This window comes from Frondihabitans sucicola (genome assembly GCF_030296615.1).
Lineage (GTDB): Bacteria > Actinomycetota > Actinomycetes > Actinomycetales > Microbacteriaceae > Frondihabitans > Frondihabitans sucicola.
On record NZ_AP027732.1, the window covers coordinates 2,430,263 to 2,456,318 of the forward strand.

General features: G+C 69.6%; 20 protein-coding genes and 6 pseudogenes. 8 read left to right on the plus strand and 18 right to left on the minus strand.

Annotated features, from left to right (window positions below):
- Positions 1 to 5: 5 nt before the first annotated feature.
- From gap to QUE79_RS12550, 4 genes and pseudogenes are all read right to left on the minus strand, one after another.
- Entirely contained in the window at positions 6 to 1,001 is a 996-nt protein-coding gene (gene gap, locus QUE79_RS12535; protein ID WP_286343407.1) for a type I glyceraldehyde-3-phosphate dehydrogenase, read from the minus strand.
- 91 nt (positions 1,002 to 1,092) lie between these two features.
- The gene (locus tag QUE79_RS12540) at positions 1,093 to 2,055 is read right to left on the minus strand and encodes a GlxA family transcriptional regulator (RefSeq protein ID WP_286343408.1); all 963 of its coding nucleotides are present in this window, start codon (positions 2,053 to 2,055) and stop codon (positions 1,093 to 1,095) included.
- Positions 2,056 to 2,085: 30 nt separating this feature from the next.
- On the minus strand, positions 2,086 to 2,850 hold the full coding sequence (locus QUE79_RS12545; RefSeq protein ID WP_286343409.1) for an HNH endonuclease family protein: 765 nt from the start codon (positions 2,848 to 2,850) through the stop codon (positions 2,086 to 2,088).
- 100 nt (positions 2,851 to 2,950) lie between these two features.
- Positions 2,951 to 4,281: pseudogene (locus QUE79_RS12550) on the minus strand (MFS transporter).
- 118 nt (positions 4,282 to 4,399) lie between these two features.
- Here QUE79_RS12550 and QUE79_RS12555 point away from each other — a divergent pair.
- From QUE79_RS12555 to QUE79_RS12565, 3 genes and pseudogenes are all read left to right on the plus strand, one after another.
- On the plus strand, positions 4,400 to 5,257 hold the full coding sequence (locus QUE79_RS12555) for a LysR substrate-binding domain-containing protein (RefSeq protein ID WP_286343411.1): 858 nt from the start codon (positions 4,400 to 4,402) through the stop codon (positions 5,255 to 5,257).
- Positions 5,258 to 5,302: 45 nt separating this feature from the next.
- Positions 5,303 to 5,682: pseudogene (locus tag QUE79_RS26325) on the plus strand (DoxX family protein).
- A 99-nt stretch (positions 5,683 to 5,781) separates the two neighbouring features.
- Positions 5,782 to 6,264, plus strand: a complete 483-nt coding sequence (locus QUE79_RS12565; RefSeq protein ID WP_286343412.1) for a hypothetical protein — start codon at positions 5,782 to 5,784, stop codon at positions 6,262 to 6,264.
- Between the two features lie 16 nt (positions 6,265 to 6,280).
- Here the strand turns inward: QUE79_RS12565 and QUE79_RS12570 are convergent, their stop codons facing one another.
- Entirely contained in the window at positions 6,281 to 6,415 is a 135-nt protein-coding gene (locus QUE79_RS12570) for a hypothetical protein (RefSeq protein ID WP_286343413.1), read from the minus strand.
- Between the two features lie 165 nt (positions 6,416 to 6,580).
- Between QUE79_RS12570 and QUE79_RS12575 the strand changes: the two are divergent.
- The 3 genes and pseudogenes from QUE79_RS12575 to QUE79_RS12585 all read left to right on the plus strand — a co-directional run bounded on the left by QUE79_RS12575 (position 6,581) and on the right by QUE79_RS12585 (position 8,961).
- Positions 6,581 to 8,031 (plus strand): annotated as a pseudogene (locus QUE79_RS12575) (NCS2 family permease).
- An 88-nt stretch (positions 8,032 to 8,119) separates the two neighbouring features.
- Positions 8,120 to 8,257: a hypothetical protein gene (locus QUE79_RS12580; RefSeq protein WP_286343414.1), complete on the plus strand. Its 138-nt coding sequence runs from the start codon at positions 8,120 to 8,122 to the stop codon at positions 8,255 to 8,257.
- Positions 8,230 to 8,961, plus strand: coding sequence for an aldo/keto reductase (locus QUE79_RS12585; RefSeq protein ID WP_350271702.1), 732 nt, complete (start codon positions 8,230 to 8,232; stop codon positions 8,959 to 8,961). Before QUE79_RS12580 ends, QUE79_RS12585 begins: the two co-directional genes overlap by 28 nt.
- Before the next feature lie 127 nt (positions 8,962 to 9,088).
- Here QUE79_RS12585 and QUE79_RS12595 read toward each other — a convergent pair.
- Positions 9,089 to 10,797 (minus strand): annotated as a pseudogene (locus tag QUE79_RS12595) (cytochrome c biogenesis protein DipZ).
- Between the two features lie 136 nt (positions 10,798 to 10,933).
- Between QUE79_RS12595 and QUE79_RS12600 the strand changes: the two are divergent.
- Positions 10,934 to 11,821, plus strand: coding sequence for an IclR family transcriptional regulator (locus tag QUE79_RS12600; protein ID WP_286343416.1), 888 nt, complete (start codon positions 10,934 to 10,936; stop codon positions 11,819 to 11,821).
- A 127-nt stretch (positions 11,822 to 11,948) separates the two neighbouring features.
- Here QUE79_RS12600 and QUE79_RS12605 read toward each other — a convergent pair whose 3' ends face one another.
- The 4 genes from QUE79_RS12605 to QUE79_RS12620 are packed head-to-tail and all read right to left on the minus strand — an operon-like array spanning position 11,949 to position 15,801.
- On the minus strand, positions 11,949 to 12,479 hold the full coding sequence (locus QUE79_RS12605; RefSeq protein ID WP_286343417.1) for a YbhB/YbcL family Raf kinase inhibitor-like protein: 531 nt from the start codon (positions 12,477 to 12,479) through the stop codon (positions 11,949 to 11,951).
- 56 nt (positions 12,480 to 12,535) lie between these two features.
- Positions 12,536 to 14,113, minus strand: coding sequence for a GMC family oxidoreductase (locus QUE79_RS12610; protein ID WP_286343418.1), 1,578 nt, complete (start codon positions 14,111 to 14,113; stop codon positions 12,536 to 12,538).
- A complete protein-coding gene (locus QUE79_RS12615) occupies positions 14,110 to 14,730 on the minus strand; it encodes a hypothetical protein (RefSeq protein WP_286343419.1) in 621 nt (206 codons plus the stop codon). Before QUE79_RS12615 ends, QUE79_RS12610 begins: the two co-directional genes overlap by 4 nt.
- Positions 14,731 to 14,772: 42 nt before the next feature.
- A complete protein-coding gene (locus QUE79_RS12620) occupies positions 14,773 to 15,801 on the minus strand; it encodes an NAD(P)-dependent alcohol dehydrogenase (RefSeq protein WP_286343420.1) in 1,029 nt (342 codons plus the stop codon).
- 293 nt (positions 15,802 to 16,094) lie between these two features.
- On the opposite strand from QUE79_RS12620, the gene QUE79_RS12625 reads away from it, so the two are divergent.
- Positions 16,095 to 17,054 carry a hypothetical protein gene (locus QUE79_RS12625; RefSeq protein WP_286343421.1) on the plus strand — a complete coding sequence of 320 codons (960 nt, stop codon included), beginning with the start codon at positions 16,095 to 16,097 and terminating at the stop codon, positions 17,052 to 17,054.
- Positions 17,055 to 17,213: 159 nt separating this feature from the next.
- On the opposite strand, the gene manD is transcribed toward QUE79_RS12625, so the two are convergent.
- The 8 genes and pseudogenes from manD to QUE79_RS12665 form a co-directional block, all read right to left on the minus strand.
- Positions 17,214 to 18,452 carry a D-mannonate dehydratase ManD gene (gene manD / locus QUE79_RS12630; protein WP_286343422.1) on the minus strand — a complete coding sequence of 413 codons (1,239 nt, stop codon included), beginning with the start codon at positions 18,450 to 18,452 and terminating at the stop codon, positions 17,214 to 17,216.
- On the minus strand, positions 18,449 to 19,909 hold the full coding sequence (locus QUE79_RS12635) for a mannitol dehydrogenase family protein (protein ID WP_286343423.1): 1,461 nt from the start codon (positions 19,907 to 19,909) through the stop codon (positions 18,449 to 18,451). The genes manD and QUE79_RS12635 overlap by 4 nt, the downstream gene beginning before the upstream one ends.
- Positions 19,902 to 20,761: pseudogene (locus QUE79_RS12640) on the minus strand (sugar phosphate isomerase/epimerase family protein). The gene QUE79_RS12635 and the pseudogene QUE79_RS12640 overlap by 8 nt, the downstream one beginning before the upstream one ends.
- Positions 20,758 to 21,912 (minus strand): Gfo/Idh/MocA family protein, encoded by a 1,155-nt coding sequence (locus tag QUE79_RS12645; RefSeq protein WP_286343424.1) that lies wholly within the window; start codon positions 21,910 to 21,912, stop codon positions 20,758 to 20,760. The pseudogene QUE79_RS12640 and the gene QUE79_RS12645 overlap by 4 nt, the downstream one beginning before the upstream one ends.
- Positions 21,909 to 22,759, minus strand: a pseudogene (locus tag QUE79_RS12650) (sugar phosphate isomerase/epimerase family protein). The gene QUE79_RS12645 and the pseudogene QUE79_RS12650 overlap by 4 nt, the downstream one beginning before the upstream one ends.
- Positions 22,756 to 23,661: a carbohydrate ABC transporter permease gene (locus QUE79_RS12655; RefSeq protein ID WP_286343425.1), complete on the minus strand. Its 906-nt coding sequence runs from the start codon at positions 23,659 to 23,661 to the stop codon at positions 22,756 to 22,758. The pseudogene QUE79_RS12650 and the gene QUE79_RS12655 overlap by 4 nt, the downstream one beginning before the upstream one ends.
- On the minus strand, positions 23,658 to 24,662 hold the full coding sequence (locus QUE79_RS12660) for a carbohydrate ABC transporter permease (RefSeq protein ID WP_286343426.1): 1,005 nt from the start codon (positions 24,660 to 24,662) through the stop codon (positions 23,658 to 23,660). The genes QUE79_RS12655 and QUE79_RS12660 overlap by 4 nt, the downstream gene beginning before the upstream one ends.
- Positions 24,663 to 24,671: 9 nt before the next feature.
- Positions 24,672 to 26,024: an ABC transporter substrate-binding protein gene (locus QUE79_RS12665; protein WP_286343427.1), complete on the minus strand. Its 1,353-nt coding sequence runs from the start codon at positions 26,022 to 26,024 to the stop codon at positions 24,672 to 24,674.
- Positions 26,025 to 26,056 lie beyond the last annotated feature (32 nt).

Sequence of the window (26,056 nt, forward strand, 5' to 3'; positions counted from 1 at the left end):
GAGGCCTACGCCGCCAGGAGCTGCAGGGTGTCAATGACGCGGTTCGAGAAGCCCCACTCGTTGTCGTACCAGGCGACGACCTTGACGTGCTTGCCGTCGACCCGCGTCAGAGCGGAGTCGAAGACGGCCGACGCCGGCCGGCCCGTGATGTCGCTCGACACGAGCGGCTCGTCGGAGTAGTCCAGGATGCCGGCGAGGGCTCCCGTCGCGGCAGAACGGTAGGCCGCGAGCACCTGTTCGCGCGTCACGTCGCGGGCGACGGTCGCATTGAGCTCCACGATCGAGCCGACCGGCACGGGCACGCGGATCGAGTCGCCTGACAGCTTCCCGTCGAGCTGCGGCAGGACGAGGCCGATCGCCTTCGCGGCTCCGGTGGTGGTCGGCACGATGTTGACCCCGGCGGCTCGCGCACGGCGGAGGTCGCGGTGCGGACCGTCCTGGAGGTTCTGCTCCTGCGTGTAGGCGTGCACGGTCGTCATGAACGCGTGCTCGATGCCGGCCAGGTCGTCGAGCACGGCTGCGAGCGGTGCCAAGGCGTTCGTCGTGCACGAGGCGTTCGACACGATGACGTGCTGAGCAGGATCGTAGTCACCCGTGTTGACCCCGTAAGCGAGGGTGACGTCCGCCCCGTCGGCGGGAGCGCTGACGAGCACGCGTGCTGCGCCGGCTTCGAGGTGCGCGCGGGCGGCGCCGGCCCCGGTGAAGCGCCCGGTCGACTCGAGGACGAGCTCGACACCGAGCTCGCGCCAGGGCAGGTTCGCAGGATCCCGCTCGGCCAGCACCTGAACGCGCCGGCCGTTCACGACGAGGACGTCGCCGTCGACCTCGACGGTTCCGTCGAAGCGGCCGAGCGACGAGTCGTAGCGGAGCAGGTGGGCGAGGGTCTCGGGTGCGGTGAGGTCGTTCACGGCAACGACCTCGAGGTCGGTCTCGCGCTGGAGGAGTGCGCGAAGGCTGTTGCGTCCGATGCGGCCGAAGCCGTTGATGGCGATGCGAGTCATGGAGGGGTCCTTTCGGTTCGTGTCCATGCTCGTCAACCTCGCCGTCGTCCGGAAGTGGCTCGAACGACAGCGTGCACAAGGATCACGCCAATCAGGACGGTGAGGTGGGCGAGGAGAAGGTGCGGCGGTACTCCGTCGGTGACGTGCCCAGGATGCGATGGAAGTGGAGGCGCAGGTTCGCGTCGCTCCCGAGCCCCACCCGGGCCGCGATCTGCTCGACGCCGAGGTCGCTGCGCTCGAGCAGCTCGCGCGCCAGATCCACCCGGGCCCGGAGTACCCACTGCATGGGCGTGTAGCCGGTGTCCTCGACGAAGCGGCGCGAGAAGGTGCGCGGCGACACCCGGGCGTTCCGGGCGAGGGACTCGAGCGTGAGCGCCTCCGCGAGATGCCCGAGCGCCCACTCGCGAGTCGATGCGAAGAGGTCGCCCAGTGGCTCGGGCACGCTGCGCGGCACGTACTGGGCCTGACCGCCGCTGCGGTAGGGCGCAGCCACGAGCCGGCGCGCCACGTGGTTCGAGAGCGCGACGCCGTGGTCGCGGCGCACGAGGTGCAGGCAGAGGTCGATTCCCGAGGCGGCGCCGGCCGAGGTGAGCACGTTCCCCTCGTCGACGAAGAGCACGTTCTCGTCGACCCGCACCAGCGGATTGCGTTCGGACAGGACGCGCGTGTAGTGCCAGTGCGTCGTCGCCCGCTTCCCGTCGAGCAGTCCGGCCTGCGCCAGGGCGAACGCGCCGGTCGAGATGGCCGCGATCCTGGTGCCTCGCTGGTGGGCCGCGATGAGGGCGTCGACGACGACCTGCGGAGCCTCCGTGTCAGCGGGCGAGCGGTAGCCGGGCACGAAGATCGTGTCGGCCCGGTCGAACGCCTCGAGTCCGTCGGCGACGTGGTACGAGAGACCGTCGCCTCCGGTCACGGGACCGGGTTTGGCCCCGCAGACGTGCACCTCGTACGGCATGCTCGGCCGGTTCGAGAAGACCTGCGCGGGGATGCCGACGTCGAGCGGCTTGGCGCCGTCGAGAACCAGGACGACGACGCGGTGCAGGGCAGGATCCATGCGGCCATCTTCGCAGGCGTGCTCATGGCGTCAGGGGCAGGACGCCAGCACGCGCGCCATCGCGGCGCGTTCCGAGCCGGTCACCCAGAGGTGGTACTTCGCCTTCACCTGGATCTGCCGGGTGACGTACGCGCAGTGGTAGCCGGTGCTCTCGGGGAGCCAGTAGGCGGCATCCTGCGAACCCTTGCGGTCATTCGAGGCCCCGTCGACGGCGAGCAGCTCGAGGGGGTCGTTGGCGAGCAGGATCCGCTGGGCTCTGGAGAGCTGCTGAGCACCGGTTCGCCAGGAATCGGCCAGCGCGACCACGTGGTCGATCTGCACGAGCTCGGACGTGCGCTCGCCCTTGACGAAGTCCACGCGAGCGCCCGAATACGGCGAGACGAGCGTGCCCGAGAGCACCTTGCAGTTCGCCGCGCGACGGATGCCCTGGAGATCGCGAGCCAGGATGTCGTTGCGCGTGTCGCAGCCGTTGCGGTCGACGTCGTCCCAGGCGTCGCCGAAGTCGCCGACGCGGTCGTAGCCGGCCGCGCTGGCCCAGGGCTTCGTCTCGAGCCCCGCCAGGGCTGCGCGCGCGGCTGCCGCAGCCACCGGCGCCGTGGCGACGGCCACCGGCGCAGTCGGTGCGGCGACGGTGCGCGACGAGCCGGGCGGGTCGAAGGCGCTGTCCGTGCCGAAGCCGGCGAGGTTGCGCGAGGCAGCCAGGGCGCCGAAGATCAGGATCACGCCGACGACGACGATCGCAGCGACAGGAGAGCGGCGGTGGCGGCGACGCCTCATCGGGAGGGGCGGGGACAACCGGACAGCATGCCTCTATTCTGCCCGTACCCAGCGCGTGTTCAGCGCACGAGACCGCGGGGCGCTGGGATCGATCGGCGCCCGTTCGGTCGAGGGCGGCCTAGTGGATGGTCACCATCGGCACGTGGTGCCGCATGCCGAGGTGGAGACTCAGCTGCCCGCGGCGAGCCAGCGCCACCCCGGCGACGACGGCTGCGAGGGCGGGCATGCCCCCGACACGAGCATCCCGACGTGCACGCCGAAGGTGGAGACGATCCACCCCATCAGCGGGCCGCCGATGGCCTGGCCGCCGAGCAGCACGAGCACGTAGAGCGACATCACGCGGCCGCGGACTCCGATGTTCGACGACATCTGCACGAGGGAGTTCGACGCCGTCTGGAACAGCAGCGACGACATGCCGACCGTGATGAGCAGGATCGCGAACGGCCAGATCGACGGCATCAATCCGGTGGTGGCCTGCAGAAGCCCGGTGATGCCGACGCCCACGACGACCGTCCGGAGGCGGATGTTCGCCCGCCGCGTGGAGAGGAGCGCGCCCGTGAGCGCACCGACGGCGATCATGGAGTTGAACAGGCCGTAGCCGCCGGCTCCGACGTGGAAGATCGAGTGCGCGTAGGTCGCCAGCAGCACCGGCATGGTCAGCCCGAACACGGCGAACACGGCGACGAGGAACACCGGCCAGATGATGGTCGGCTTGCCGACGGCGTAGGCGAGGCCGGCGCGAAGCTGCCCGGGGGCGCGCGGCGGAGGAGCCATTCTGGTCATCTGCGAGGTGCGGAGCATCGAGAGCATGACGACCACGAGGAGGCAGGCGGCGCCGTTGACCACGAACGCCCACCCGGCGCCGACGGCCAACAGGAGAGCCCCGGCGATGGCCGGCCCGATCATGCCGCCGAGCTGGAAGACCGACGAGTTGATGCTGATGGCGTTGCGGAGGTTCTTCTGGCCGACGAGCTCGGTGACGATCACCTGGCGCGCCGGGTTGTCGATCACCGTGACGAGGCCGGTGACGAAGGCGATCGCCCACACCATCCACGCTTCGACGCTGCCGCTCAGGGTGAGCACGGCGAGACCGATCGACAGGACCGCGAAGGTCGACTGGGTGATCATCATCAGCATGCGCTTGGAGAAGCGGTCGACGATCACGCCGCCGAAGAGACCGAAGAACAGCATCGGGGCGAACTGCATGGCGACGGTGATGCCGACGGCGGTCGCGCTGCCGGTCAGCTCGAGGACGAGCCAGTCTTGAGCGACCTTCTGCATCCAGGTCGCGGTCATCGCGATCAGGTTGCCCGAGGTCCAGATGCGGAAGTTGGGCACCGAGAGGGCGATGAAGGTGTGACGCCAGGGCGGTCGCTCGGCGACGATGGTAAGGGGTTCTGTGGGCGGGAAGGGAACGGGGATGGAAGCGGTCGGCGTCGACGTGGTCACGCGGGAATGTCCTGAGGTCGTGTGCGAGAAGAGTTCTCCTTCCACGGTAGGGCTGCCGGTCGCATTTCGTTCCCGAATGGGGCTTATCAGTGCCATTGGGTTCTGTAATACTTGCCCCATGTACGATCCGACTCTCCTGCGCACGTTCCTCGTCGTCGCCGAGACGCACAGCTTCACGCACGCGGCCACCCGGCTCGGCATCAGCCAGCCGACGGTGAGCCAGCACGTCTCCAAGCTCGAGAAGGCAGCGGGCAGGATGCTCGTGGCCCGCGACACCCGAGAGGTCGCCCTCACCGACAACGGCGACGCCATGGCGGGCTTCGCGCGGACCATCCTCGCGGCACACGCGTCGGCCGAGAGCTACTTCTCGGGATCGGCGATGGCGGGGCGGTTGCGCTTCGGAGCGGCGGACGACCTCGCGATCACGCAGCTGCCGCGGATCCTGCGCCATTTCCGTCAGCTCTACCCGCAGATCAATCTCGAGCTCACGGTCAACCAGAGCATGCCGCTGCGCCGGCGTCTCGCCTCCGGCCACCTCGATCTGATCTTCGTCAAACAGAACGCCGGCGAGTACGAAGACGGCACTCGCGTGGCCGGCGACCCGATGGTCTGGATGGCGCAGGAGCGCATGCGGCTCGAGCCCGACCAGCCGGTTCCCCTGATCACGTACCAGGCGCCGAGCCTCTCGCGGCAGATGGCCATCGACGCGCTCGAGGCAGCCGGTCGCACCTGGCGGATCACCTGCAACACTCGCGACGTCAACGGCATTCTGGCGGCGGTCCGGGCCGGGATCGGCATCGCGGTGTTCCCCTACTCGCTCATCCCGAACGACCTGGTCAAGGTGTCGGTGCGTTTCGGGCTCCCCGACCTCGGCGACGTCGACTACGTGCTCGTCGCCAATCCGAGCGCGGCGCGAGAGCCCGTCGAGGCGCTCACCTCCGCCATCCTGAGCCGAGGTGTCAGCCGCGCGGAGTGACGCGAGGCCACCGCGGCCTCAGCCGAGGGGTGCAGGATGCAACACATGACCTTCTCGAAGCACACGGCGATCGCGACCGGCCTCACTCTCCTGTTGGGCGGCTCCGGTTCGATCCACTTCGCTCGTCCGCAGACGTTCGACCCGATCGTGCCGCGCTCGCTGCCGGGGAGCCCCGCACCTGGACCTATCTCTCCGGCGCGGCCGAAGTGGTGACCGCCGCTGCGATCGCGATGCCGCGGACCCGGCGCCTCGGGGGAACCCTCGCGGCACTGCTGTTCGTCGCGGTGTTCCCCGCCAACGTCCGGATGGCGCGCTCGTACCTGCGCAGCTCGAAGACGACTGCGCGACAGAAGGCCGTCGCGGTCGTCCGTCTCCCGCTCCAGATCCCCCTCGTCCTCGCGGGCCTCGCCCTCCGTCGCGGCTGACCGCGCCGGGCCCCACCCGACCGGGGTGACGGCTGTGGCATTCTTGACGGACGCCGAACGTGGGGGTCTTTCATGAATACCGTTCGCAGTCTTGGAGCGGTGGCGAGTCTCGCCCTCCTGACCGTCGTGGGACTGAGCGCGTGCTCCGGTGCGGAGGCAACCGCTGCCCCGACGGTGACGAAGACCGTCACCGTGCAGACCCCGGCGCCGAAGCCGACGATCCTGCCGGGCGACCGAGACTCCAGCGCCGCCTCCGCGTGCGGCCAGTTCAGTGGATTCCTGAACGTCGAGGAGATCGCCGCCTTCCATGCGAAGAACGGCTCCCTGTCGACGGCGACGGAGGGCGCCATCCTCGAGACCCTCGTCCCCGGGCTGACGGGAGTCGGCTCGTCCGACAGCGGCGTCCAGGCGGCGGCGCAGGCGATCTCGTCGGCCGTCGCGGCGAAGAACACGACGGCTCCCGGTCTCCCGTTCGACCCGAACGCGCCCGCCTACCTCGCTGCCGTGGACAAGCTGACGCTGGCGTACAAGGACGCAGGCACGATCATGACGAGCTATGCCGATCCGTCGATGGGCGGCTGACCGCGACTGAACCGCGTCAGGCGGCGTCGACCTCGAGGAGCGCGACGCGCTCGGGGATCGACTCCTGAGCCTGGAGCCCGACGACGCTCAGCACCCCGCCCGAGAACCGCAGACCCGCCGCCGCGAAAGCCTGGCACCCGAATGCCGGCACGTACGGCGGCGGGATCTGGGCCTGGCCCCGAGTCCTGATCTCGCCTCGGGGTACATCGAGGGTACGACACCTCGGGCGTTTTTCGCCCGGCGTACGGCTGCCTCACAGCGGTGAGCGGATCGCCTATGCTGTGGGTTTGCCGTCCTGACCCTACGGAGAAGCCTGATGACCTCCACCGCCGAGACCGGCGTCCTCCCTCTCGTCGACCGTTTCTTCGAGATCACGAAGCGAGGCTCCACCTGGGGGCGGGAGGTGCGCGGGGGCCTCGTGACGTTCGTCACCATGGCCTACATCGTGATCCTGAACCCGCTCATCCTCGGCGGATTCTCCGGCGATCAGGCGGCGAAGGACGTCGCCGGCCACTGGTTGCAGAACGCCCAGGTGGGCGCCGTGACCGCGTTGACCGCCGGTGTGATGACGATCCTGTTCGGGGTGATCGCGCGCCTGCCGTTCGGGCTCGCCGCGGGCCTCGGCATCAACTCCTTCCTGGCGGTCAGCGTCGTCAAAGACGTCACCTGGCCCGAGGCCATGGGCCTCGTCGTGATCGAGGGCCTGGTGATCGTCGTGCTGGCGGCCACCGGCCTGCGCACCCTCATCTTCAAGGCCGTCCCGCAGGCGCTCAAGACGGCGATCACGGTCGGGATCGGCCTCTTCATCGCGTTCATCGGTCTGGTCGACGCCGGGTTCGTGCGGTCGAGCGGCACGGCTTCGCCCCCGGTCCAACTGGGCGACGCCGGCTCGATCGAGACCCTGCCCACCATCGTGTTCGTCATCGGGCTCATCATCATCGGTGTGCTCGTCGCCAGGCGGGCGAAGGCGGCGATCCTGATCGGCATAGTGGTCACGACGATCATCGCCGTCATCCTCAACGCGATCTTCAAGGTTCCGGAATCGCTCGGAACCAACCCCGCCGGCTGGAACCTCAACGCGCCGGTGCTGCCGTCGGGCATCGTGTCGCTGCCCGACCTGTCGCTCGTCGGGCACTTCGACTTCGGAGCGTTCGGCAGGATCGGCGGTGTCGCGGCCACCATGCTCGTGTTCACACTCGTCTTCACCAACTTCTTCGACGCGATGGGCACCATGACGGGCCTGGCGCGCCAGGCGGACGTCGCCCACCCCGACGGAACCTTCCCGCGGCTTCGGCCCGCGCTGATCGTCGAGGGCATCGGAGCGGTCGCCGGCGGTGCGTCGAGCGGATCGTCGAACACGGTCTTCGTCGAGTCGGCCGCCGGCATCGGCGAGGGCGCCCGCACGGGGCTGGCCTCCGTCGTGACCGGTGTGCTCTTCCTGCTGGCGATGTTCTTCACGCCCTCACGCAGGTGGTGCCGCTCGAGGTCGCTGCAGCGTCCCTGGTCGTCGTCGGCGCCCTGATGGTGTCGCAGATCAAGGACATCGACTGGAGCGACTTCTCGGTCGCCCTGCCGGTGTTCCTGACGGTGATCGTCATGCCGCTGACCTACTCGATCTCGAACGGCATCGGCGCCGGCTTCATCAGCTGGGTGCTGGTGCGCTCGCTCTCCGGCAAGGCGCGCGAGATCAGCCCGCTGCTCTGGATCGTGGCCGTCGGATTCCTCGTCTACTTCGCGCGCGGCCCGATCCAGTCGTTCCTCGGCTGACCCCTCCGTCGCGCGCAACACGCCGCTCACGTCGACCCGCGGCGGTGATTTGCGCGCCTTCGACGACTCGCGTCGGTAGCGTCGGGGAATGAGCCTCGGACCCGTCACGTTCCCGAACGGTCTGCCTGCCGCGCGACTCGGCCTCGGCACCTGGTTGATGGGGAGGATCCTGCCCGCCGCGACACCGAGCTCGACGCCCTGCGGGCCGGCCTCGACGCCGGGATGACGCTCGTCGACACGGCCGAGATGTACGGCTCCGGCGCCGCCGAGACCCTCGTCGGCGAGGCGATCTCGGGTCGGCGCGACGAGGTGTTCCTGGTCAGCAAGGTGCTTCCGAGCAACGCCTCGCGGCGCGGCACCATCGAGGCCTGCCACGCCTCGCTCGAGCGCCTCGGCACCGATCGACTCGACCTGTACCTGCTGCACTGGCGCGGCCGCTTCCCGCTCCAGGAGACCGTCGCGGCGCTCGAGGAGCTCGTCCGGGAGGGCGCCATCCGCGGCTGGGGAGTCAGCAACTTCGACGTGCACGACCTCGACGAACTCGCCCAGTGCCCCGGCGGCGCCGGCCTCCAGGTCAACCAGGTGCTCTACAACCTCGCTCGTCGAGGCCCGGAATTCGCACTGCTTCCGCACCAGCGCTCGGCGGGCGTGCCTCTCATGGCGTACTCGCCGGTCGATCACGGGGAACTCCTCGACGACACCACCCTCGACGAGATCGCCGAGGGCAAGGGCGTCACGCCCGCTCAGCTCGCGCTGGCCTGGGTGCTGCAGGCGCTCCCGGACGGCTTCGTCGCGGTCAAGGCGTCGAGCCGCGAACACGTCGAGCAGAACGCCGCCGCTCGCGACGTCGTCTTCAGCGACGACGAACGGGCGGCTCTCGACGCCGCGTTCCCGGCGCCGAGCCGCGCGACGCCGCTGGAGATGCTCTAGAGCGTGTCTCTCACGTCACCGCGGGTCGTGTGCGCCCTGGATCGCGCGATCTGCGGCCCCGTCCGAGACCCGCCCCAGCCGTCGGAGGAGGCGACTGCCCGGTCCTGCCCGCTCTTGCTCGGCCCGGCTACCCGAACGTGAACGAGTAGGCGGACAGCCCGGGCGACAGGTCGATGGTCACGGTGCCGGTGCGGACGGACGCCCGGTCGACGACCGGATAGATGTTCGGGGCCCCGAGACGCTCAACGTCGAGGTCTTGCCGCCGGACGTCACGGTCAGCGTGCCGGTGCCGCCCACGTCGAGGTAGACCTTCGACGCCGTGTACGCGAGCGAGATGCCCGATCCCGACTCGCTCGTGAGGTCTTCGTCGGCGGCCTTCCAGGTGCCGTCGAGGGCAAAGGTGTTCGCCGCCACTCCCGTGGGCGCGGTGAATGTCGTCGTGCCGTTCGTCAGCGGCGTCGAACCGGAGTAGTTGCTGGCGCGCTTGGTGCCGAGATACGTCTCCGGCGTCTGATTCGCATCGGTCGGCGTCGTGTCGTCGACCTTCGTCTTCGCAGGGAGGGCGACGGCAGGATCGGCGGACTTCAGCAGGTCGCGGATCATGCCCTCGATCCCGGGGTAGTCGCCCTCGCCGATGGAGACGTGACGGATCTTCCCGGTCGAATCGATCAGGTAATCGGCCGGCCACGAGGTGTTGTTGTAGGCGTTCCAGGTCGAGTAGTCGTTGTCCTGGGCGACCGGGTAGGTGATGCCGAGCCGCTTCGCACCCGCGACGACGTTCGCGTGGACGTGCTCGAACGCGTACTCGGGGGTGTGCACGCCGATCACGACGAAGCCGTGGGGCGAGTACGTCTTGTACCACTGCTCGACGTGCTGGATCGCCCGCTGGCAGTTGATGCACGAGTACGCCCAGAAGTCGACCAGCACGACCTTGCCCCTGAGGGAGGCGAGTGTCACGGGAGAATCGTCGCTGGTGTCGAACCACCCGTCCAGGCCGGTCAGCTTCGGCGCCGGACCGCACTCGCGCAGGGTCTTCGGGGTGACGTACGAGGCCTCCGCCTGACACGACGCCAGCTTGGCCGTCGTGGTCGTCGAGCCGCCCGACAGGGCTGTGCCGGCGTTCGCGGTGCCTTCGAGGTCGTGGTTGAGAGCGGCCGTGTAGTCGGGGATCGCGCGCTGGATCGCGTCCGTCGCGTTGAACGCCAGGGCGACTGCCAGCGCGAGCACGACGACGCCGGCACCGACCCGGATGGCCCGCTGGCGGATGCGGAACGCCTTCACCCGCTCGGCCACCCCGCGGCCGGCGAGGGCGAAGAAGAGCAGCGGAGCGGCCGTGCCGACGGCGAACGCGACGGTCAGGACGACGGTGGACAGGCCGATCCTGCCCGTCGCTCCGGCGACCGTGATGGCGGCGAGCACGGGGCCGGCGCACGGGACGTAGACGGCGCCCAGTGTGAGCCCGAGCAGGAACCCGCCGCGCTCGGTGCCGACCTGGCGCTGCGGAACCCACGAGAACGGCTTCTCGAGCAGGTGTTGGAAGCGGGGCACGATCATGCCGATTCCGAGGAGGATCAGGGCGGCGAGGCCGATCCATCGGATGATGTCCTCCGGAATCGGAAGGGCGCTCAGGACGAGCGTGCCGAGCAGCGTGAACAGGCTGAAGCTGATGGCGAGGCCCAGCACGACGAGGAAGGGGCGGCGCCCGGGACCGGCGCCGTCGGGACGTGCGCCCTGGGCGCCGCCGGAGAGGAAGATCACGGTCAGGACCGGCAGGATGCACGGAGAGATGCCGGTGATGAGCCCACCGACCAGGCCGAGGAAGATCAGCGTGATCACCCGTGAACACTAGGCGGTCGACCCCGTCGAGTTGCTGAGACTCCGCGCTCGAGACGGCGGGGATGGAGGCTGAGCGTTCTCGCAGAGTGAGAACGCCGGGAGGGCGGCTCGGCGGCGCCGGTCGCAGAATGAGGCCATGCGAATCGATGACGCTTCGACACTCACCCGACCCTCCGCCGATCCGGCACCGGTCCCCGCCCAACCTGCCTCGGCCCCGCCTGCCCCGGCTCCGCCCCGCGAACCCGGCGTCGTCACGGTCGAGAAGACCCTCGCGATCCTGGAGGCCGTCGCCGAACGCGGGGGCGCGACCGCCCGCGAGGTGTCAGAGGCGCTCGGCTTCCCGCTGCCGACGGTCTACCGGCTGCTGCAGGCTCTCGTCCAGAGCGACTACCTCGTCCACCTCACCGGGCAGCACCGGTTCGAGCTCGGCTACAAGCTCGATCGCCTGGGGGTCTCGTTGCACCGGCAGATCGGCATCCCGACCAGCGTGCGCACCGAGATCGGACGGCTGCACACCCTCTCGCAGACAGCCGCGTACTTCGCGGTCTACCGCGGAGCCGACGTCGTCGTGGCCTACGTCGTCGACTCGCCCGACCACCCGCGACTCACGCCGCTGAACTTCGGGTTCCACGAGGCGACGCACGCCACCGCGTTCGGCAAGATCATGCTCGCGGGCATGTCGAGCGAGCAGCGCGACCAGTATCTCGACGTCCACGAGCTGACGCGGCTGACGGCGACCACGAAGACCCGGCGGCAGGATCTCTACGCCGAACTCGCGCAGGTCGCCACCTCGGGCGTCGCCTGGGAGATCGAGGAGTTCGTGCCCGGCATGACCTGCGCCGCCGTCGGCGTGCGCAACGGGGCCGGCATGATCATCGGATCGGTCGCCATCAGCGCCCCGTCCGCCGAGCTGTCGGAGAGACGCCAGCGCGACATCGAGCGGCACCTCCGCGACGCGTCCAACCAGGTGAGCCGCTACTACCGTTCGGGCGCCCTGCGGCGCGCGAACACCGCCACCCTCTGATCCTGCCGGCCCGCCCGCCCGCCTGCCCCGCCCGCACCGCAGAAATCGAAGGGGATTCTCGCCCGGTGGCACCGCGTTCGCACAGAACGGTGGCCGGAGGCGAGAATCCCCTTCGATTTCGGGCGGGCTACTTCACTTCGAACCAGGGCGCGATGACGGCGCGCGCCAGGGTGTGCCCCGACATGGTGAAGCCGAGGAAGGCGGGCGTCGCGCCGGCGTCGAGGCCCAGGCTGTCGACATCGAGGGCGTGGATCCCGATGAAGTACGTGTGCTTGCCGTGGCCGGCCGGGGGAGCAGCGCCGAGGTAGTGGGCGAGGCTTCCGTCGTTCTTCAGCTGCAGTGCGCCCGCGGGCAAGCCGGAGCCCGCCGCGTCTCCGGCTCCCGTCGAGAGCGACGTGACGGACGCGGGGATGTCGGCGACGGCCCAGTGCCAGAAACCGGCGCCGGTCGGGGCGTCGGGGTCGTACACGGTGATGGCGAAGCTCTTCGTCTCGGGCGGGAAGCCCGACCAGCTCAGCTGAGGGCTCACGTCTTCGCCGCCGGCTCCGAAGATGCCGCTGACCTGCGGGGTGGGCAGTTCGGCGCCGTCCGTGACGTCGGTCGAGGTGACCTCGAACGCCGGGACCTGGGCGATGTCGTCGTACGGGGAAGTGGTCATGGTGTCTCCTTCTCGAGGGGTGTCTCCAGACAACACCTGTCTGGCGAGCGAATGGTTCAGATTCCGTCGTGGGCGAGCTGGTCGGCGATGTACTCCGCCTGCCGGATCGCGAGCGCGACGATGGTGAGGGTCGGGTTGGCGGCAGCGCTGGACGTGAAGACCGATCCGTCGCTGACGAACAGGTTGGGCACGTCGTGCGACCGGCCCCATCGGTCGACCACGCCGTCCTCCGCCTTGTCGCTCATGCGAGCCGTGCCGAGGTTGTGGGTGGACGGGTACGGAGGCGTTCGGTGCGACGACACCGAGCCGACCGCGTCGTAGAGAAGCTCGGCCTGCTTGTAGCCGTGGCTCCGCATGGCGATGTCGTTCGGGTGATCGTCGACGTGCACGTTCGGCACCGGCAGTCCGTTCTTGTCGGTGACGCTCGGGTTCAGCGTGATCCGGTTGCTCTCCTGCGGCAGGTCTTCGCCCACGATCCATAGTCCGGCGGTACGTAGGTACCCGTCGATGATCTTCGTGAATTCGCGACCCCAGGATCCCGGCTCGGCGAAGCTGGCGAGGAACGCCGGGCCCAGCGAGATGGTCTCCAGGTAGTACCCGCCGGCGAACCCGCGATCCGGATCGTGACGCGACTCGTCGGCGATCACACCGGCCATCGTCTCGCCGCGGTACATGCGCACGGGGTTCTCGAACTGCGCGTAGACCGAGCCGGTCATGTGCCGCATGTAGTTGCGGCCGACCTGTCCGGAGGAGTTCGCGAGACCGTCGGGGAACATCGGGCTCGCCGACTGCAGCAGCAGGCGGGGTGTCTCGATCGAATTGCCCGCCACGCAGACGAGGGCTGCCGCCTGGCGATGCAGGTCGCCGTTCTCGTCGAGGTAGAGGACCGCGTCGACGCGGCCGGTCTGGTCGTGGGTGATCTGCACGACGTGGGAGTCGGCGCGGAGGTCGAGCAGCCCGGTCGCGAGCGCCCGGGGGATCTCGCGCACGAGCGTCGACCACTTCGACTTGTTCTTGTCGCCCTGGAAGTTGAAGCCGTCCTGGATGGAGGCCGGGCGACCGTCGTACTCCTCCGCGTTCGTGGCGTACGGCCCGGTCGAGTAGTGCTTGTAGCCGACCCGCTCGGCGCCGTTGGCGAACACCTTGTAGTTGTTGTTCGCCGGCAGAGGCTTGCGGCCGTGGACGTGCGTCGATCCCATGGCGATCTCGGCCCGGTCGTAGAACGGCTCCAGCTCGGCCAGTGTGATCGGCCAGTCGAGCAGATTCGCGCCCTCGAGGCGGCCGTAGGTCGAGCGGATCGCGAACTCGTGCGCCTTGAAGCGCGGCGTCGCGCCCGACCAGTGCGTGGTGGTGCCGCCGACGGCCTTCACGATCCAGGTGGGGAGATTGGGGAAGTCGCGGGCGATGCGCCAGGATCCGCTCGTGGTGCGCGGATCCAGCCAGGCCATCTGGTTGAACGCCTCCCACTCGTTGTTCGTGTAGTCGTCGTTGGTCAGGTACGGGCCGGCCTCGAGGACGACGCAGGGGATTCCCTTCGCCGTGAGTTCGTAGGCGAGCGTCCCGCCGCCCGCGCCCGATCCGATGATGACGACCGTCTCGTGATCCTGCTCGATCGGTTTGCCGTGCCGGGTCATTTCGTGGCCTCCGAGTGCTGGAGCTGGCCCTGGCGGGCGTCGGTCGCGCCGGGCTGGGTGCTCGTGTCGGCGCTGGTGGACGCGGCGCTCTGGCCGCCGCCGTGCGTGGCCGCGTGCGGGGGAGCGAGCGGCACGGAACGAGCGATCTCGACGATCGGTTCGCCGGTGTACGTCTCGATGCGAGGATCGGGCAGCCAGTCGAGGTCGTTGAAGCCGCGGTCGATGTAGCCGCCCTTGTCGACGGACGGACCCTCGTAGCCGACGGCGTCCCAGACCTCGGGGTCGTCGTAGAGGTTCAGGACGGTGGTGCGCCGGATGAAGCCGAAGAACTCCGTCGTCTCGATTCGCCGGAGCACGCTCGTGGCGGCGTCCTCGTCGAGCTGTCGGAAGTCGCCGCCGGCGAGGTGCGCCAGCGTCAGCAGCCCCTGGGTGAGGGAGACGCGGAACCAGGTCGACTCCTCGGCGGCTTTGAGGATCGTGTCGGCGGTGCGCTCGTAGGGGCCGTCCGGGAAGGAGTCGTGGGGGAACGCGACGCGGATCACGCGGATCAGGGTCGAGCGAGCCTCCTCGGTGAGGGCGGTGTCGTTCAACGACGGGTACTTGGCGGGAAAAGCCATTTCAGAGCTCCTTTGCTCGTGTTCGTTTCGTGTCGGGCCGCGCTACGGGACGAGGATGCCGCGGCCGACGAGGCGGCCGGCCTCGAGATCGGCGATGGCGTCGTTGACGGCTTCGAGCGGGTAGGTCTGCGTGTGCAGCTTCACCCGGCCCTGCGCCGTGAGCGCCATGAGTTCGACGAGGTCGCTGTAGGTGCCGACGAGGTTGCCGACGACGCTGATCTCGCGGGAGATGATCTCGATCGTGTCGAGCTCGACCCGCCCTCCGTAGCCGATGACGTAGTGCGAGCCGCCGTTGTGGATGAGCTTCGGGGCGAGCTTCTCGGCGCCCTTCTCTCCGACGAAGTCGAACGCGATGTGCGCTCCGCCTCCCGTGATGTCCAGCACCTGCTTCTCGACGCTCGCGTCGTCCGTGGCCAGCACCGTGTGGTGCGCGCCGAGTTCCTTCGCGAGCTCGAGCGCCTTCTCGCTGCGGTCCACGACGGTGATCTCGGCGCTCGTGACGGCCGCCAGCGACTGGATGCCGATGTGCCCGAGGCCGCCCGCGCCCTGGACCACCGCGTGCGATCCGGGGAACAGCTGGGGCGCCGCCTTGCGGACCGCGTGATACGCCGTCAGCCCGGCGTCGGCGAGAGCTGCGACGTCCTTCGGCTCGAGCCCCTGATCGAGTTTCACGACGGCGCGCGCGTTCGTCTTCAGGCGCTCGGCCATGCCCCCGTCGACGTTCAGGCCGGGGAACGTGGCGTTCTCACAGTGAGAGTCCTGACCGACGCGGCAGGCGGGGCACAGGCCGCAGCTGGTGAGCGGGTGCATGATCACCGTGTCGCCCACCTGCACGTTCGTCACGGCGCTGCCGACCTCGCGCACCCAGCCGGCGTTCTCGTGCCCGAGGATGTACGGCAGCGACGGATGCTGGATGGCTTCCCACTGCCCCTCGATGATGTGCAGGTCGGTGCGGCACAGACCCGCCGCCCCCACGTCGACGATCACGTCCCACGGGCCGCTCACGGTCGGCTCCGGCACGCTGTCGAGTGTCGGTGCCAGGTCGTATTCGTGCAGTTGGACAGCCTTCACTGGGTCCTCCTCGTCGAGGTTCGTGCGTTGGTGACACTATGGTCGCCCGCGCTGGCCGGCGGCTCCACGCCCGTTCTCGCTCCGCGAGAACGTTCCGGCCCACTTCGTGCCGCCGGCCCCCGACCCGCGCTCGCGCGAGATGGCCGAATCTGTCGGGTCCGCCCCGGGCGCCCGACAGGTTCGGCCATCTCGCGACGCGGTACCGCTGTGGACGGGGCCGCACCCTGTGGAGTGCGCCTCGCGCCCTGTGGACGGGCGGTAAAACGGAGGGCAGGATCCGCCACCGTTGCCTCATGAAGCCCGCGTCGCTCCCTCGCTCGCTCCGCCACGAACCGTTCCTGGTCGCCGACGCCGTTCCCGTCGTCGGCGCCGAGCGGCTGCGTCGCCGAGACCTCGGTGCGCCGACCCGTGGGCTCAGGATCCCCGGCGCGTCCGCCGACCGGGGCGCCCTGACGCCGTTCGCCTTCTCTCTCCTCCTGGGAGACCATCAGCACTTCAGTCATCTGACGGCGGCGGCCCTCTGGGGCCTACCGGCCCCGCGGTCGTCCCTTCTCCACACGACGACGGTGGGTGACGGTTCGGTGACACGCCGGCGGCAGGTCGTCGGGCATCGGGTCACGCCGCGTCTCGCCGACATCGACGTCGTCCACGGCCTGCCCGTGAGTTCGCGACTCGCCTGCTGGGCCGAGTGCTCGACGATCCTGCCCCTCGACGACCTCGTCGTGTTGGGCGATGCGTTGATCGTCCTGAGAGGCCGCGACTCGGCGGGGTTCAGCCTGCCGGGATTCCACACCGTGGACGATCTCGAACGGGCCGTTCGACGGCGAGCCGGATCACGAGGCGCTCGAAGGCTCCGGAGCGCCCTCGCTCTCGTCCGGGTCGGAGCGGAATCGCCGCGCGAGACGCGGCTTCGGCTCCAACTGGCTCGTGAAGGGATCCGCACACCGATGTTGAACTGCGAGATCCACGACGCCTCGGGGGCCTTCGTCGCCCGGCCCGACATGGTCTTCGGTCGCGAACGCGTCTGCGTCGAGTACGACGGAGATCACCACCGCACCGACCGCTCGACCTACCGTGACGACAAGCGTCGTCGCGAGGCGCTCGCCGACGACGATTGGCACACCCTGTACGTGTCCGACGACGACCTCGGAGGCGAGCTCTGGGTCGCATTCGTCCGCCGTCTCCGGCGCGCGCTCCTCCGCGGAGAGATCCAGCGTCAGAGAAGGGCGGCCGGGGACCGCGGTCCCGGGTGACGTCCGTTGCACGCTCGTCGGCGCGCCTGAGATGGCCCGTTCTGTCGCCCCAGCCGAAGCCGGCCGACAGAACGGGCCATCTCACGCTCCGCGCACGCGCACGCGCACGCGCACGCGCATGCGCACGCTCACGCCCACGCTCCGCGCACGCACCGCGCCCTACCAGTCGTGGACCGTGCCGTCCGCCAGCCGGTTGTAGGGCAGGTACGCCTTCTCGTAGGGGTACTTGCCGGCCTCGTCGGCGTCGAGGGTCACGCCGAGGCCAGGCTTGTCGCCGGGGTGGAGCATGCCGTCGTTCCAGGTGAAGCTCTGCTGGAAGACGGCGTCGGTCTTGGCGCCGTGCTTCATGTACTCCTGGATCCCGAAGTTGTGGATCGACAGGCCGAGGTGCATCGCGGCGGCCATCCCGACGGGCGAGATGTCGGTCGGCCCGTGCATGCCCGACTTGATCTGGTATTGCGCTGCGTACTCCAGCACCTTCTTCAGGTGGCTGATCCCACCCGTGTGCGTGACCGCGCTGCGGACGTAGTCGATGAGCTGCTCGCGGATGATCTGCTGGTAGTCCCACACCGTGTTGAAGATCTCCCCGATCGCCAGCGGCGTGGTGGTGTGCTGGCGGACCAGCCTCAGCGCTTCCGGGTTCTCCGCCGGCGTGACGTCCTCCAGCCAGAACAGGTCGTAGGGCTCGAGGCTCTTGCCGAGCGCTGCCGCCTGGATCGGGGTCATGCGGTGGTGTCCGTCGTGCAGCAGCGGGATCTCCGGCCCGAACTCGTTGCGCACCGCTTCGAACACCGTCGGCACGTGGCGGAGGTACGAGCGGGTGTCCCAGTCCTCCTCGTTGGGCAGTGCCCCGCGCTGGGCGGGTTCGTGGTCGTAGCGGACGCCCTTGTTGGCTTCGAAGGTCGCGTTCGACGCGATGCCGTAGATCGACTTGAGGCCGGGAACGCCTGTCTGGACGCGGATCGCCTTGTAGCCCTGCGAGAGGTGCGAGCGGATCGAGTCGAACAGCTCGGGCAGGTCCTTGCCGGACGCGTGGCCATAGGTCAGCAATCCCGTGCGGGAGGCGCCTCCGAGCAGCTGGTAGAGGGGCATGCCGGCCGCCTTGGCCTTGATGTCCCAGAGGGCGACGTCGACGGCGGCGATCGCGGCCATCGTGACCGGGCCCCGGCGCCAGTACGCCGAGCGGTACAGGAACTGCCACATGTCCTCGATCCGGTGCGCGTCTTTGCCGATGAGCAGGGGCACCACGTGCTCGGACAGGTACGCGACCACGGCCAGCTCGCGCCCGTTGAGGGTCGCGTCGCCCAGGCCGGTGAGCCCGTCGTCGGTGGTGAGTTTGAGGGTGACGAAGTTGCGGTCGGGGCTGGTGACGATGACTTCGGCTCTGTCGATGATCATGCGGGGACTCCGGTGGTGGTTGGGGTAGGGGCGGACGACGGCAGCTGCAGGATCCGCTCGGCCGCGGCCGTGACGGCTGCTTCGACGGCGGCGTCGCGGTCGAGGCCGGGGGCCACGAGGGCCAGCACGTCCGACACCGTCGCGGAGGGCGGGAGGCTCGCGGCGGCCGCATCCGAGACGAGCGACCGCTGCCTGGTGACGTGCAGCCACCACGCGGCGAGGGCCGTCGCCGCGCCGTCGCCGATGGGCTCTCCGCGCGCGAGGCGTCGGCGCAGCGGGTCGACGACGCGCACCGGCAGCTTGACCGAGCCGTCGGAGGCGATCTGCCGCAGGCGGTGGCGGATCCGGGGGTTCTCGAAGCGTTCCTGCAGCGACGCCCGCGCCTGGGCGATCTCGGCCGCGGGCAGCGGCAGCTCTCTGGCGGCCTCGTCCCACAGTCGTTCGAGCGGCTCGGTGCAGCGCGGGTCGCGCATCGCCTCGTCGATGGTCTCGTGACCGAGGTGAAGGCCGAGGTAGGCCAGCAGCGAGTGCCCGGCGTTGAGGAGCCAGAGCTTGCGCTGCTCGTAGGGCTCGAGGTCGTCGACGAAGTGCGCTCCGGCCGTCTCCCAGGCGGGTCTGCCCGCCGGGAAGTCGCCCGAGAGAACCCACTCGGCGAACGGCTCGGCGACGACGACGGCCGCGTCGTCGAAGCCGGTGAGGGCGAGCGCGTCGGCGCGGTCGCCCTCGGTCGTCGCCGGGGTGATGCGGTCGACCATCGACGACACGAACGAGACGGTGCTCAGGATCCACGCGGCGAGGGCAGGATCCGCGGCCTCCGCCAGCGACATCACGACGTCGCGCACCACCCGCCCGTTGTCCGTGAGGTTGTCGCAGCAGACCACTGCCAGCGGCCCGCCCGAGGCGTCGCGGCGGGCCCGAAGGCCGTCGAGCAGCCGGCCGGGCGCCGTCGTGCAGGCGGTGTCCGAGAGGCCGTCGCGGAGGAGGGCGAGGTCGCCGCGGACCACCGGCGACTCGACGTCGATCCCACCGTCGGCGGCGCGGTGGTACGCGGCCTCCGTGACCGTGAGGGTGACGACGCCCGTGCGCGGGTCGGCCAGCGCCTCGCGCCAGCGGGCGGTGTCGGCGCCGTCGTGCGCCTCGATGACGGCGTCGATGAACTCGGCGGTGTCACCGTCCGCGGCGCGCGTGATCAGCGTGTAGACGGCGTTCTGCCGGGCGAGGAGCTCGGCCTGGTCGGGGCGGCGGCCGGTGAACGCGGCGATGCCCCACGGCTCCTCGTCGGAAGCGACGTGCTGCGTGTACCAGGCCTGGTGCGAGCGGTGGAACGCTCCGAGACCGAGGTGCACGATGCCGGGTCGGCGTTCGTCGCGGACGTGATCCTGCGCGGGGGTCAGCGCTCCGATCCCGACCAGCGGCGGACCACCCGCGTCGCCGGACGCCTCGGCACCGTCACGCATCGACGCCCACCAGCGTCCTCAGGTAGGCGAGGTTGTCGCGGGTGCGCTCCTCGAGGGGAGGTCGGTCGAGAAGTCTTCGAGGGTCACCCATCCGTCGTACCCGTGTTCGCGGAGATCGGTGAGGTACTGACCCACGTCGGCCTGTCCGTCGCGGAGCGGCGCCCACTCGTGTCGCCACCGCAGGCTTCCGGCGGGCGTCCGCTCGCCGTCGGTCACCCAGCGCGCGTTCTTCACGTGGACGTGGGCGAGGTAGTCGCCGAGCAGCTCGAACGCTGCGGTGTGGCGCTCTCGTCCCTCGATGACGAGGTTGCCGAGGTCGTGGATGACGCCCACGTGCTCCGGATCGAGCCCCTCGAGCAGGCGGCGCGCGGCCGACGCCGAGGGGGTGATGGTCTCGTGGTGGAGTTCGACGAGCGCCTTGATGCCGAGGGAGGCCGCGAGGGACGCCGCCCACGCGACGTCCTCGCGCGTGCGCTCGAACAATGCCGGGTAGGCCTCCGCGGTGTCCGAGCGGGGCATGGCGACACGCGCCTGCGGGGCGCCGAGGGCCGCGGTGGCTCGCAGCACGCGCTCCACGTCGTCGCGTTCGTCCGCTCGGGCGTAGCCGGCGACGCCGGACATCTCGAGGCCCGCGTCGCGCGTGAGCGCGGCGATGCCGGCGACTTCGCCCTCGATGCCGGCGAGGGGGAGCGTGGCGAGGTTCCCCGCCCAGAAGCCGGGCTCGCCGGTCGAGGAGGGCTGCTGGTCGAGGAGGCGCCACTCGATTCCGTCCCAGCCCTGGCCGGCCAGGGCGGTGATCGCCTGCGCCGGGGTCCAGTCGGGCGTGGACGCGGTGAACACGGAGAACTTCATGAGCGCACCCCCACGGTGACGTCCTGGTCGTCGATGGCACCGGTGAGCACGTCCTCGACGAGGACGGAGCGACCCAGCGTGGCCGAGACGTAGACCGCCTTGACCGTCGCGAGCGACAGGAGGGCGTCGTCGACCGTGACTCCCGGAGGGGTTCCGGTCTGCACGGCTCGCGAGATGTCGTCGTACTGCCTGGCGTGGCCGCGCAGGAAGTGGTCCTCTTCGACCGGACCGCCGACGAGCTGGTCGTCGGCCACGAGGCCGGCGGCCTGGTTCGCCGTGTCGAGGGCGGCCTGCAGGCCGGTCTCGGCTCCGGGTTCGGCGACGTGGAAGTACTCGAGTCGATCGTCGGTGACGACACCCGAGCCGCTGTCGCCGTGCACCTGGATCCGCGTGGTCAGGCCCGGATACGCGGCCGTCGTCGCGTGGATGACAGCGAGCGCTCCCGACTCGAAGCGGACGGTCGCGACGGCGACGTCCTCGACCTCGATGCGGTCGTGGGCGATCAGTCCGGTCTGCGCGCTGACCTCGACGGGCCGACCGAGCATCCAGACCAGCAGGTCGACGCTGTGCACGCCCTGGTTCATCACGGCGCCCCCGCCGTCGAGGGCCCAGGTGCCGCGCCAGTCACCGGAGTCGTAGTAGCCCTGACTCCGCCACCAGGCCACAGAGGCCAGCCCCGACGAGATCCTGCCGAAGCGCCCGGCGTGCGCGGCCTCGGCGACGACGCGGTTTGCAGGATCGAAGCGGTGCTGACTGATCACCGACACGAGGAGTCCGCGCGACGCGGCGGATGCCGCGAGCTCGGACATCCGTCGACCGCTGACGACACTGACGTCGAGAGGCTTCTCGATGACGACGTGCCGGCCGGCCGCGACCGCGGTCTCGGCGAGTTGAACGTGCAGTCCGCTGGGGGAGCAGACGACGACGATGTCGATCTCCGTCGACGCGAGCGCCTCCTCCAGAGTCGACGTGGTCACGGGGCGAGCGTCGCCGGAGGCTGCGACCTCGTCGGCGAGGGCGACCGCGGCGGGCAGCACCGAGTCGACGGCGGCCGTCACGGTGAAGTCGGGGTGCGTGACGAGGACCCGCGCGTGGTGACGCCCGATGACGCCGCAGCCGACGACGGCCGCTTTCAGGGGTGTGGTGGTCATGAGGTCTGGACTCCGATTCGGTCGGTGAGGGTGGCGAAGGCGCGGGCAGCTCGACCGAATTCGGCCGGCCCGGAGAATCCGCCCAGGGAGTTGGTGTCGGCGAGGTGCGGTTCGAGTGACGCGAAGCCGTCGTAACCGCGGTCGCGCAGGGCCGTGACGGTCTCGAGGAGTTGGCCGTCGCCGAACCCGGCGGGCACGACCTGGCCGGTGGCGGCGACGGCGTCCTTCACCTGCAGGTAGTCGACGTACTCGTGAAGCAGCGGCCACGCCTCGGTGAACGGCTTGACGCCGCACTGCACGAAGTTCGCGTTGTCCCAGGCGAGACGGAGCGCCGCGGATCCGACGGACTCGACGATGTCGAGCACCCGCGAGGGAACGTCGCCGTAGATCTCCTTCTCGTTCTCGTGGAGCAGGATCACGCCCTCCCGCTCGGCGAGATCGGCCAGCGCGCGCATCCTGGTCAGGACCTCGTCGCGGATGAGGGCAGGATCCTGCCCTTCGCCCGGGTAGAACGAGAAGATCCGCACGTAGTCGCTGGCCAGCGCGTGGGCGGCGTCGATCGCCTTCGCCAGGCGCGCCACCTCGTGCTCGACCGGCAGTGTCACGGGCACCTTGCCGATCGGCGACGCGATGGCCGACACGCCGGTCTCCCGGCGATCGAGGACCGCCTTCAACTCGGTCAGCTGCGACGGCGTGAAGTCGACGACGTTGGTGCCCCAGGCGCCGCGCACCTCGATGTGGCGGGCGCCGAGGAGTTGAGGACGGCGGTCTGGACGACGGGGTCGTCGTCGATCTCGTCGCCGAACCCCGAGAGGGTCCAGGTGAGAGTCTGCGTTGCTGTGGTCATTTGACGCCTCCTGCTGTCAGGCCACCGACGAGGTAGCGCTGGAAGATGAGATAGAGCACGACGACCGGGACCGCGCACACCAGGGCCGCGGCCATCATCTGCCCGTACACCGGCAGTGCGCCACCCTCCTGGGTCGCACCGAAGACCTGGAGGGCCACGGCGGCCGTCCGGCTCTCGGGGTTGGTCATGATCGACGAGAAGAGCACGTCGTTCCAGCCGAGCAGGAACGCGAAGATGCCGGACACCACGATCCCCGGCCACGACAGCGGCACGACGATCCGGGTGAGGATCCGCCACGACGACGCGCCGTCGATCCTGGCCGCCTCCTCGAGTTCGCGCGGCAGTCCGCGCAGGTAGGTCACCATCACCCAGGTCGAGAACGGCAGAGCGAACGTCAGGTAGGTGATGAACAGGCCCCACCGGGTGCCGATGATCTGCACGCCCGTGTAGGACGCCGCGCTCGAGAACAGCACGAACACCGGCAGGAGCAGCAGGGTTCCGGGAATGGACTGCAGGGCCAGCAGGGCCCGCAGGAAGGTGAGGCGCCCGCGGAACTGGAAGCGGACCAGGACGTAGGCGGTCGCGACGGCGAGGAAGGCGCAGACCACGGCGACGGATCCTGCGACCACGACGCTGTTGGCCAGGCCCCGGCCGAGCGCGACCGTGGTCCAGATCTTCGAGTAGTTCGCCAGGGTGAACTCGGTCGGGAGGAAGGCGCCGTTCGCCACCGCGATGTCCGAGTTGACGGAGGCGAACAGGATGTAGACCACCGGAACCAGGACGAACACCATCAGCACGACCAGGATCACGACGAGCAGCGGCTTCGGGAGCAGCCGCGTGACGTCGGCGCTGCGGCTTCCGGCGGGGGTGCGTTTCGTGCGGGATGCGGTCACGGCGCTCATCGGGCGGCCTCCGTTTCGGTGACGACCTTCTCGTCTCCGCTGTCGAGCCGGACCGCTCGCAGGTAGACGAAGAGCGGGATGGCGACGATCACCAGCGAGCAGATCGCCATGGCCGCGCTGAGGCCGAACCGGAAGCTCTGGAAGCTCGCGATGTAGGTCAGAACGGGCATCACCTGCACAGCGTCCGGCGTCGGGACCCCGAACAGCACGAACGGCAGGGTGAAGTTGTTGATGTTGTGCAGGATCGCGATGATGATGGCCAGCGAGATCGGCCCCTTCAGGTAGGGGAAGATCACGTAGCGCAGTTTCGCCCACCAAAGGGCTCCGTCGATCGCGGCCGCCTCGTGCACCTCGGTCTCCACACTCTGCAGGCCGGAGAGCGCGAGCAGGTAAATGAACGGCCAGGACGACCAGATGGCGACGAAGACGAGGGCCCAGTAGCTCTTCGGCCCGTTCAGCCAGAGGCCGCCGTCGATGCCGAAGACGCTCAGAGCGTGGTTCGCGATGCCCGAGGGCTGCAGGATCGTGCGCCACACGGTGGCGACGACGAACGCCGGGAGCACGTAGGGGATCAGGAAGATCGACCGCACGACGGCCCTGCCGCGGAAGGCGTTCTGGGTCGCGATGGCAGCCACGACGCCGATCGGCAGAGTGATCGCCGTGACGATCAGCGCGAAACTGGCGCTGATCCCGATCGAGCGGAGCAGTGACGACTGGGTCAGCGCCTCGACGAAGTTGCCGAGGCCGACGAACGGGGCCGACAGCCACGAGCGCAACGTGTACTGGTCGAGGTCGAGCAGGGCGATGACCACCCCGAGGACGAGCGGGATGACGATGACGAGGGCCATCAGGATTCCGCCGGGGAGCAGCATCCAGAGCGGGCGGCCCCGGGTGTCGAGGCGGCGGCGGCGCGGCGGCTTCGACGTGCGGCCGCCGACGGGCGGGACTGCACGGCCGAGGGCCGCGGAGTCCTGCCGCTCGGTGGTGGACGGGGTGGTCACGGCGGTCGCCTACTTCGCCCTCGACAGAGCCGACTCCGCGGCCTTCTGGGCCGTGGCGAGTCGCTTGTCGATCTCACTCGACGAGATGGAGCCGCTCTTCAGCGACGGGATGCTCTGCACGGTGACGTCGGTGAGCGCGAGCTGCACGTCGCCCCAGGCGCCCGAGAACGGGGTCGAGACCGACTTGTTGGCGGCGGCGACGATCGGCTGGAGCGATGCGTCGTCCTTCTCGAGGGCGGCGGCGGCGGCGGCGTTCGTCGGGAGCTGGCCGAAGGTCGTGTAGAAGTCCTCCTGTTCCTTCTGCGCCGTGACCTGCTTGATGTAGGCGAAGGCGAGATCCTGGTTCTTCGAGTAGTTGGCGACCACGAGGTTGTCGCCCGAGAGGATCGACGCGGCGTCCTTGCCGTCGCTCGGCCGCGAGGTCTCGCCCGGCGGCACGGTCGGCATCAGCGCGTAGGCGTACTTGCCCTTGACGGACGACTTGTCGAGCGTGTTCTTCGACGTCGCCGTGGTCATCGGGAAATAGGCGGCCTTGCCGGCGGCGAAGGCTGCGAGCGCCTGCGCGTTGTTCCAGCCGACCGCCGACGGGTCTACGACGCCGTCGGAGGTGACCCAGCCGTAGTACGCCTTGTAGGCGGCTTTCATCGTGGCGGTGTCGATCGTCGCCTTCTTGCCGTCGACGATCGGGTTCCCGGCCTGATTCGCCATGGCCCAGACGAACTTCCAGACGTCGAAGCCGTCGGCGTAGCCGGTGGCGATGCCGTAGGTGCCGTTCGAGGTCAGCTTCTTGGCCTGCTCGGCGAACTCGTCCCAGCTGGTGGCCGGTTTGCTGATGCCCGCGGCCTTCAGGAGGTCCTTGTTGTACGCCATGACGAACGGGCGGCTCGCGAACGGGACACCGATCTCGTCGCTCTTCGACGGGCCGGAGATCCCGAGGCTGGCCGGTACGAAGCGGTCGCGACCACCGACCTCTTTCCACTCCTTGTCGCTCAGCTTCACGAAGGCCTTCGTCGAGTACGCGGTCGGCGTGAACGTCGTGCCGATCGAGTAGACGTCGGGGCCCTGCCCGGAGACGACGGAGGTCTGGATCTTCGTGAGCTCCTCGTTGGCCGAGGCGTAGGTGTCGAACTTCAGCGTGGCTCCGGTGGACTTCTTGAAGGCCGCGGCCTGGTCTTTCTGCCACTGCTTCTGCTGGGTGGGGTAGAGGGTGTCGACGCCCGTGAGGACGTTGAGGGTCTTGCCCGAGCCGTCGACGTTGCCGGAGGAGTCGGTGGACGACCCTCCCGAGGCGGAGCAGCCGGTCAGGACGAGCGCGACGGCGGCGAGGCCCGCTGCGGCGGCGCTGAGAGTGCGTGTCTTCATCTGTTTCCTCCTTGAAACGGTGAACTGGCACG